At 51.7% G+C, this 8,046-nt stretch carries 7 protein-coding genes; 4 read left to right on the top strand and 3 right to left on the bottom strand.

Annotated features, from left to right (window positions below; genetic code table 11):
• The first annotated feature begins 97 nt into the window (after positions 1–97).
• The 3 genes from BUB59_RS03595 to BUB59_RS03585 are packed head-to-tail and all read left to right on the top strand — an operon-like array spanning position 98 to position 3,654.
• Complete coding sequence (locus tag BUB59_RS03595) at positions 98–1,768, top strand: ATP-binding protein (protein WP_073225695.1); 1,671 nt, start codon at positions 98–100, stop codon at positions 1,766–1,768.
• Entirely contained in the window at positions 1,753–2,127 is a 375-nt protein-coding gene (locus BUB59_RS03590) for a response regulator transcription factor (RefSeq protein ID WP_073225694.1), read from the top strand. Before BUB59_RS03595 ends, BUB59_RS03590 begins: the two co-directional genes overlap by 16 nt.
• A gap of 24 nt (positions 2,128–2,151) precedes the next feature.
• Positions 2,152–3,654, top strand: coding sequence for a sigma-54 dependent transcriptional regulator (locus BUB59_RS03585; protein WP_073225692.1), 1,503 nt, complete (start codon positions 2,152–2,154; stop codon positions 3,652–3,654).
• A gap of 18 nt (positions 3,655–3,672) precedes the next feature.
• On the opposite strand, the gene BUB59_RS03580 is transcribed toward BUB59_RS03585, so the two are convergent.
• A complete protein-coding gene (locus tag BUB59_RS03580) occupies positions 3,673–4,626 on the bottom strand; it encodes a class I SAM-dependent rRNA methyltransferase (protein WP_073225690.1) in 954 nt (317 codons plus the stop codon).
• Between the two features lie 80 nt (positions 4,627–4,706).
• Between BUB59_RS03580 and BUB59_RS03575 the strand changes: the two genes are divergently transcribed.
• Positions 4,707–5,435, top strand: coding sequence for a sigma-70 family RNA polymerase sigma factor (locus BUB59_RS03575; protein ID WP_073225689.1), 729 nt, complete (start codon positions 4,707–4,709; stop codon positions 5,433–5,435).
• Positions 5,436–5,461: 26 nt separating this feature from the next.
• On the opposite strand, the gene nrdR is transcribed toward BUB59_RS03575, so the two are convergent.
• Complete coding sequence (gene nrdR / locus BUB59_RS03570) at positions 5,462–5,905, bottom strand: transcriptional regulator NrdR (protein ID WP_073225687.1); 444 nt, start codon at positions 5,903–5,905, stop codon at positions 5,462–5,464.
• A gap of 26 nt (positions 5,906–5,931) precedes the next feature.
• Positions 5,932–8,013 (bottom strand): transketolase family protein, encoded by a 2,082-nt coding sequence (locus tag BUB59_RS03565; RefSeq protein ID WP_073225685.1) that lies wholly within the window; start codon positions 8,011–8,013, stop codon positions 5,932–5,934.
• Positions 8,014–8,046: the final 33 nt, after the last annotated feature.

Below are 8,046 nucleotides of genomic sequence, written 5' to 3'. Positions count from 1 at the left end.
TGAACAATAGACCAAGAAAAAGGCTTGACTACCTAACACCAAATGAGTATCTTTTGAAAAAGTTCAACATTATGCGTTAGCGATTAGAAATCGCCACATGATTTGGCACCAGTACTTTACAGTCCTGGTTACCATTATGAGTGGTCAGTACTTTACTTCTACCACTGTAAAAAACAAAGGCGCGGCCTGGTTTTTAAGCAAGCTCATCAGCAAGATGGAAGATGGCATCATCTACTTTGATGACTTTGGCAAAATAGATTTCATCAATGGTGGAGCCTGCAAGTTGTTGGGATTGAAGGCCGAAGACATTCGGGGCAAATCCATCCGTAGCATATTCCCGCCTAACCTGGACTTTTTCCGTGAAGTCATCTACAATAACATCAAGATGAGCATCAATGGAGAAGCACACTCCTTCAAGATTCATTTTTTCAAGAGCCGGCAGACCCTCACTACGGCAATCAACATTGCCTACTTCACAGACCTTTCCAAAACCATGCTCTTGCAGCAGAACTTAAAAACTCTAAACGCACAGTATGTGGAATATACCCATGACCTGGTCCGTTATCAGGACCGTCTGAATAAGGAAGCAAGTATTAAGGCTGAAAAGGAAAATGTTCTGAACACGCTTATTAATGCACTTCCCTTCCGCGTCTGGTACAAGAGCGAAAAGGGTGTTTACCAGAAACAGAACCAATTGGATTTGGATAGGCAGGGATCCCTAGAAGGGACCATCGACTCTACAGATAAAGTAACCGTCTATGAAGCAACAGCTCGTGATACAGGTGAAGTAGGGACTTACACCTCCTACGAAGACAAGGACGGTGCGGAGATTTCTCTGGACGAGGCAAACAAGCTGACTAAGGAAGGAGAACCGGTATCCACCTTCGATATCATGTACATTCCCATTGTGCAGGGAAAGCCCCCCTTCAAGACGCTGTGCATCATGGTGGACATGACCAAACAGCGCAGGCTTGAACAGGAACGAAACATGTTGCGGGAACAGAAGTTCATCCATAGCCGTCTGGAAGAACTGGGCACCATGTGCGGAGCCTTCGCCCACGACTACAACAACATTCTCGGCTCCCAAATCGGGTTCTGCCAGCTGGCCCAGGAAATGCTCCCCAAGGACCACCAGGCCTACATGTTTATTTCCGAAGCATTGAAGGCAGCCGAACGAGGAAAGACATCCCTGAACGAATTGCTGGACACCATCCGAGGTAAGGCAAGTTCTGCAACGCCTGCCATTGTCTTTGCTCCTTACATGATTATTGAAGACGTGGTGAAGAAGATTTCCCTCACCTTGCCGCCCACCATTACAGTGAACAGCGAAGACCTGGACACCAGCTTGAAGATTAGCGGTATCGTAGCATCTCTGGACCGTGTCATCAGCAACCTGGCAAACAACGCCATCTTCGCCATGAAGGAAATGGGCGGAAGCCTGACCTTCAAACTGGAAGCAACAGAGCTTAAGGAACAGTTGGTTGTTCCCTATGTTCCCCCAATTCCACCTGGAAATTACGCCAAGATTTCCGTAGCCGATACCGGAACCGGAATGGACTCTGGAACCCTGGAACGCATCTTTGCCCCCTTCTTTACCACGAAAGCACCGGGTGAAGGCCTGGGTTTAGGCCTTTCTTCCGCATTAAGACTGCTAAAAGAGGGCAATGCCTACTTCACAGTGCAGACAACATTGGGAAAAGGAACTACTTTTGAGCTATATTGGCCTTTGGTAAATGAAAATAAGGAGGACTCATGTCCACAATCCTGATTATTGATGACGACGAACAGTTTAATTTGATGCTGAAATCCGCCCTTGAAATTAAGGGCTACGAAGTTGAAACCGCCAGCAGCGGTAAGTCTGCTCGTACCATGTACCAGAACAAGAAGTACGACGTAGTCATTACCGACATCATCATGCCGGATGGCGATGGCTTCGAAGTGATTCTGGACCTGCGTCGCATGAATATGATTGATCGTACTATCGCCGTGAGCGGTGGTGGCCGTACTGCAGCAGACGACTATCTGGTCACTGCAGAACACTTTGACGTTGCAGCAGTATTCAACAAGCCCGTTGACCTGCAGGCTCTCCGCGCCAAGGTTGAAGAAATCATCAAGAAGCACGCCTAATAGGTTGTTTCAATCGTTCGAACAATGAACATTCTAATCGCTGATCAGGATCAGAAGTTCCTCAGCGACATCCAGCGCTCTTGGTCTGTCGCAGACTCAGAGCTGTTGTGCTGTCGAGAAGAACGCGATCTCCTAACGCTTGTTAAAAAGGCCTCCCTGGACCTCGCCTTTATCGAGGTTCCTTTCCTCATGCAGGAAAACATGGACATGGTGAGCTTTTTAAAGGAGCATCATCCGGGAATCGAGATCTTTGTTCTTTGCGATGACCGTAACTGGCAGGGAGCGGCAAGCGCCATCACTCGTGGTGCAAACAGTTTCCTGAAGAAGCCCATTTCCATCTCCCAGCTGGAAAGCACCGCCCAGAAAATCCAGGCGCAGCTCCACAACAAGTCCAACAACCAGCTTATGGAATCCCAGGTGCTGGACAGCCTGTTGGGCAACACTCCGGAGATGAGAAAGATTTTAAAGACCGTCTACAAGATCGCTCCCACCAACAGTACCGTTCTCATTACCGGCGAATCTGGTTCCGGTAAGGAATTCCTGGCCAACGTGGTACACCGTTACAGCAAGCGCGCAAGCGAACCCTTTGTGGCGGTGAACTGTGGCGCCATTCCCGAAAACCTGGTGGAAAGCGAACTGTTCGGTAGCAAGAAGGGCGCTTACACTGGCTCTACCGGCGACAAGAAAGGCTTGTTCGAATCTGCCAACGGCGGAACCCTGTTCCTGGACGAAGTGGGCGAACTCTCCCCCGCTACCCAGGTGAAGTTACTCCGCTTTTTGCAAAGTCACGAAATTCGTAGAGTTGGCGAAACGGATCCCCGTTACTTGGATGTACGTATTATTGCGGCCACCAATCGTAACCTTCAGGACCGCATGGTCAACGGATTTTTCCGTGAAGACCTTTACTACCGCTTGAACACATTCCACCTGCAGTTGCCCCCCCTTCGCGAACGCAAGGCAGCGCTCCCCAACCTGATCAAGTACTTCATCCTGAAGAACAAGGACAGTCAAGGCAAGGAAATTGTGGATGTGGAACCGGCCGCACTTTACGCGCTGACCAAGTATCCTTATCCAGGCAACATCCGTGAACTGGAAAACATCCTGGAACACGCCATCGTTCTTTCCGAAAACGGAATCATCCGCCTGGAAGACTTGCCGGAAAACGTCCAGCAGGAAGCCAAGGAAAAGACCATGGCCATCTGCCACAATCCTGGCGCAAAGGACGACGTCACTGGTTCTGCCGCAAGCACGGACGTTATGGATTCTAAAGACTTTGTGGAGCCCTGCGTCATTGAATTTTCAAAGCCCGCTCCCGCAGTAGGAGCACCCATCGCGCCCACCCCAGTGGCCACCCCTGTAGACGAAGACATCCTCTCCCTGGAGGAAATGGAACGTCGCCATATTCTGCACGCCCTGAGCCTCTGCAAGAATAACAAGACGGAAGTCTGCAAGAAGCTGGGCATCAGCCGCGCCACCCTCTGGCGTAAGCTGAAAGAACTTAAGATCGAAATGGAAGGGGAAGATTAATCGGCGGAAAATTCGCCATTAAACTTCCACAAGAGTCGCCACCAGGCAGGAATCCTTAGAACTGCCGCTGGCCACAAAGTCAATATCCTGGGATTTCTTCCAGGATGTTTTTGCATGGGGATGAACAGCGCCCACGGCGTCACGAACACTACGTGCAAAGCTGTTCAATTCAAATTCACTATAGTTGGAACTGACCATAAAGAAGCCGCCCTGATTCAGCAGCGTGGCGCAGTCAGAAACCAGAGGCATCAGGTGTTCGCGAACGTTGAAGTTGGTTCCCTTGAAACGTGCAAAGCTGGGCGGATCCAGCACGATGCCGTCAAACTTCAAGCCCTTCTTCTGAGCCCAATGAACGTACTCCACCGCATTTCCCTTAAAGAATTCGCCGGGACGTAAATCCAGACCGTTCAATGCGAAGTTGGCGCGGCCCTTGTCCAGAATCTTTCCGCTAATGTCTGCGTTAGTAGCAATCGCGGCACCGCCCAGACGGGCATGTACAGAGAAGGAGCAAGTATAACTGAACAGGTTCAGGAAACGTCTGCCTTCGCAGCGCGTCCCCACTTCCAGGCGGATGGAGCGCATATCCAGAAACAGGCCCGGGTTTATCGTATCCAGCAGGTCCACGTTAAACTTCGCAGGGCCTTCAAAAACCGTGCCTACAGAACCTGCGGGGTCACCAATCAGAACTTCCATGGGAGGATTTTCCAGGGACCTTCCGGAGCTGGAAAGGCGTTCCTTCACCACCAGGCAATCCGGCGCTAAGAGATCCCCAATGGCGGCAACAATGGCGTTTTTCTGGCGCAGCAATTCCGGACCAAAATACTGGATCTGGAAACGACTACCAAAGCGGTCCAGGGTGAGACCGGGAAATCCATCGGCAGCACCGTTCACCACGCGATAGGCGTCCGTCACCTCAAAAAGAGGCTTGCGTTTTTCGTGGGCTTGCTGCAAAAGTTTTTTCCAATCGGCCATGACACAAAAATAAAAAATGTGGAGCGAAACTTCAATAAGGTCCGTATTTAGAAAGAGACCCTCAACAAAAAGGAAAAATCATGAAATGGATCAAAGAGAAGTTCAAGTCGGACCGACCCCTCACCCGCGAAGAAGAAGACATCCTGATTCCACTGGCGAAGAAAGGCAACCGCAGCGCCAAGGAAAAAATCCTGCGGGCCAACATGCGGTTCGTCATCCAGGTGGCGAACAATTACAGCAATAACAGCCTGACTCAAGAGGAGCTGATTAACGAAGGCGCCATGGGGCTGTGGAATTCCATCGGCTATTACGATCCCAGCCGAGGGGTACGTTTTATTACCTATGCCGTGTGGTGGATCAAGGCTAGTATTACACGAGCCATCAGCGAAAAAGGGAGCCTGGTGCGGCTCCCCCTCAATCAACAACTCCAGCTGAAAAAAGCAAAGAAAGTCTGTCAGGGCGGTGGGGAATTAAGCCCCGATATGAGGCAGTTGGATGCGGTCATGAGCAGACCCGCCAGCCCTCTGGATGAAACCTTCTGCGATCACGGAACCGCCCCCGCGGACCACGAAACAGAAAAGGACTTGATGAAAAGATTCCTAAGGAAAATTCTGAATAAGCTTCCCCATAAGGAGCGTGAAGTCATCAAGAATCTTAACGGGATTGATACCGACTACGCAAGAAGTGTTCGGGAAGAAAGCAAGTTAATCAACGTCTCCCGGGAGCGGGTTCGCCAACTGCGGGATCAGGCATTAAGACGAATTCGGGACATGAATTACGACGGGCACTTATCCGCGGAACTGAATTAAAAAAGGAGCCTTGCGGCTCCTTGCTTTTACTTGTCCAAGCTCTTGATTTGGTCCACAAACTCACCCACTTCCTTGAACTCACGATAGATGGAAGCGAAACGGACGTAGGCCACAGGGTCAAGCTTTTTCAGTTCCTGCATGACCAGGTTACCAATCTGCTCGTAGGACACTTCGAAGTTTTCGGTAACGGTCAATGCGTTTTCCACATTGACTGCCACCTGTTCGATATCCGAAGTAGAAAGGGGACGCTTCTTGCAGGAGTTCATGATGCCCTTCATCAGCTTTTCCCGCTGGAAAGCTTCACGTTCGCCACTGCGCTTGATTACCGTGAGGGGCTGAAGTTCCACGTATTCGCGAGTAGAGAAACGATGACCGCATTCGACGCATTCGCGACGACGACGGATATAGCTGCCAATAGCGCGGCTATCTACAACCTTATCGTTATCTTTCTTGCAGAACGGGCAAATCATGAGAGTTATGAATTACGAGTTATGAGTTAGTTGGCGGCCTTAAACTCAGCGACGTTAGCCTTGTATTCAGCCAGGTATGCCTTAGCTTCGGCAACCACAGCTTCGGGAGTATAACCGAATTCCTTTTCCAGGACGCCTGCCGGAGCGGAAGCACCGAAGCGTTCCAGACCGGAAACCTTACCGAAGCCACCTACGACCTGAGCGAACAGCAGCGGGAGGCCGCTGGACTTTGCAAACACCGGAGTCCAAGGAGTGATGATGGAATCGCGGTATTCCTTGCTCTGGCTCTGGAAGAGTGCGGGGCTGATCATGGAGACCACGCGGACCTTCAGGCCTTCGGCGCGGAGAACTTCTGCAGCGTCGTGAGTCAGGAGAACGTCGGAACCGTTGGAAACGAAAGTGAGGTCCGGACGGGCAGAACCGCAGTTGTCGCTAACGATGTAAGCACCCTTGCGGCACTTGGCAGCGTCAACCTTGCGATCGCCAGGAAGAGTCTTCACGTTCTGGCGGGTCAGGATCAAGGTAGTGGGGCTATCGTTATTTTCGAAAGCCATTTCCCATGCGACCACAGTTTCAAAAGCGTCGGCCGGGCGGAGCACCAGCATTTCGGACTTGCCCTTGTTCGGGCCGTGAGTCTTCTTGAGACCTTCCAGAAGGCGAATCTGGGTTTCGTGTTCGATAGGTTCGTGGGTAGGACCGTCTTCGCCAACGCGGAAGCTGTCGTGGGTGTACATGAACTTCACAGGCAGACCCATGAGGGCAGCCATACGCAACACCGGCTTCATGAAGTCGCTGAACACAAAGAAGGTGGCGCAAATCGGGTAGAGACCGCCGTGAAGAGCGATACCGCAGCAGATAGCACCCATGGTCAGTTCTGCAACGCCCACCTGGACGAAGCCGCCCTTGAAGTCGTTAGCGCGGAAGATACCGGTCTTGTTCAGGAATGCCTGAGTGTTATCGGAGTTAGAAAGGTCAGCAGAGGAGCAGATGCAGTTCTTCACGTTTTCAGCCAGGTGACCGAGAACGGTACCGGAGGTCACGCGAGTTGCAACACCTTCCTTCAGTTCCAGACCAGAGAGGTCGATCTTCGGGGCATTGCCAGAGAGCCAATCCTTGAGGGTTGCAGCCTTTTCAGGATTTGCAGCGTCCCAAGCAGCCTTAGCCTTCTTCCAAGCTTCAACTTCCTTGCGGAGTTCGGCCTTACGAGCTTCGAAAGCTTCAGCAACGTCGGGGAAAATCTTGAACGGATCAGCCGGATCGCCACCCAAGTTCTTGACGGTAGCGTCGGTAGAAGCGCCTGCAGCGTTAAGCGGCTGGCCGTGGGTGGAAACAGCACCTTCGAAGGACTTGCCATCTTCAGCAATGGCGCCCTTAGCCATGGTGGTGTGACCGATCACGATAGTGGGCTTTTCAGTTTCTGCCCATGCAGCCTTGAAGGCTTCACGGAGAGAGGCGATGTGGTCACCGTCAGCCACGTCGATAACGCGGAAGCCCCATGCTTCGTACTGCTTCTTGAAGTCGTGGCTCATCACGTCTTCGCAACGGCAGGACAGCTGGACCTGGTTTGCATCGTAGAAGAAAATCAAGTTAGAGAGTTTGAGATGACCAGCAACGCGGCCCACGCCGTAGGCGATTTCTTCTTCCAGACCGCCATCGGAAACCAGGCAAACCACCTTGTGGTTCAGGATGTCGCCGAAACGTTCCACCATGAAGCGTTCTGCAATGGCGTTACCCAGGGCCACAGCGTGACCGATGCCCAGAGGACCGCTGGAGTTTTCGATGCCCAGTGCGAAGTCTACTTCGGGATGGCCCGGAGTACGGCTGTTCAGCTGGCGGAAGTTCTTCAGGTCTTCCATGTTGAGCTTGCCCTGAATGGCAAGTTCGGAATAAAGAAGTGCGGACATATGACCCGGATCCATGAAGAAACGGTCACGAGCTTCCCAGTTGGGGTTTTCAGGATCGAAGCGGAGGAATTCTGCGAAAAGCAGGGTGATAGCGTCTGCTGCACCCATGGCTCCACCCGGATGACCGGACTTAGCCTTCTGCACCATGGCAGCGGAAAGAATTCGAACGTTGTCGGCCGCTTTAGTAACGATCGCGTCTTGCACTTTTTTACCTCTCTCTATATAACAGGCGATGAG

The sequence above is a fragment of the Fibrobacter sp. UWEL genome, from assembly GCF_900142535.1.
Taxonomy (GTDB): Bacteria; Fibrobacterota; Fibrobacteria; order Fibrobacterales; family Fibrobacteraceae; genus Fibrobacter.
This window is presented reverse-complemented; position numbering and strand designations above follow the sequence as displayed.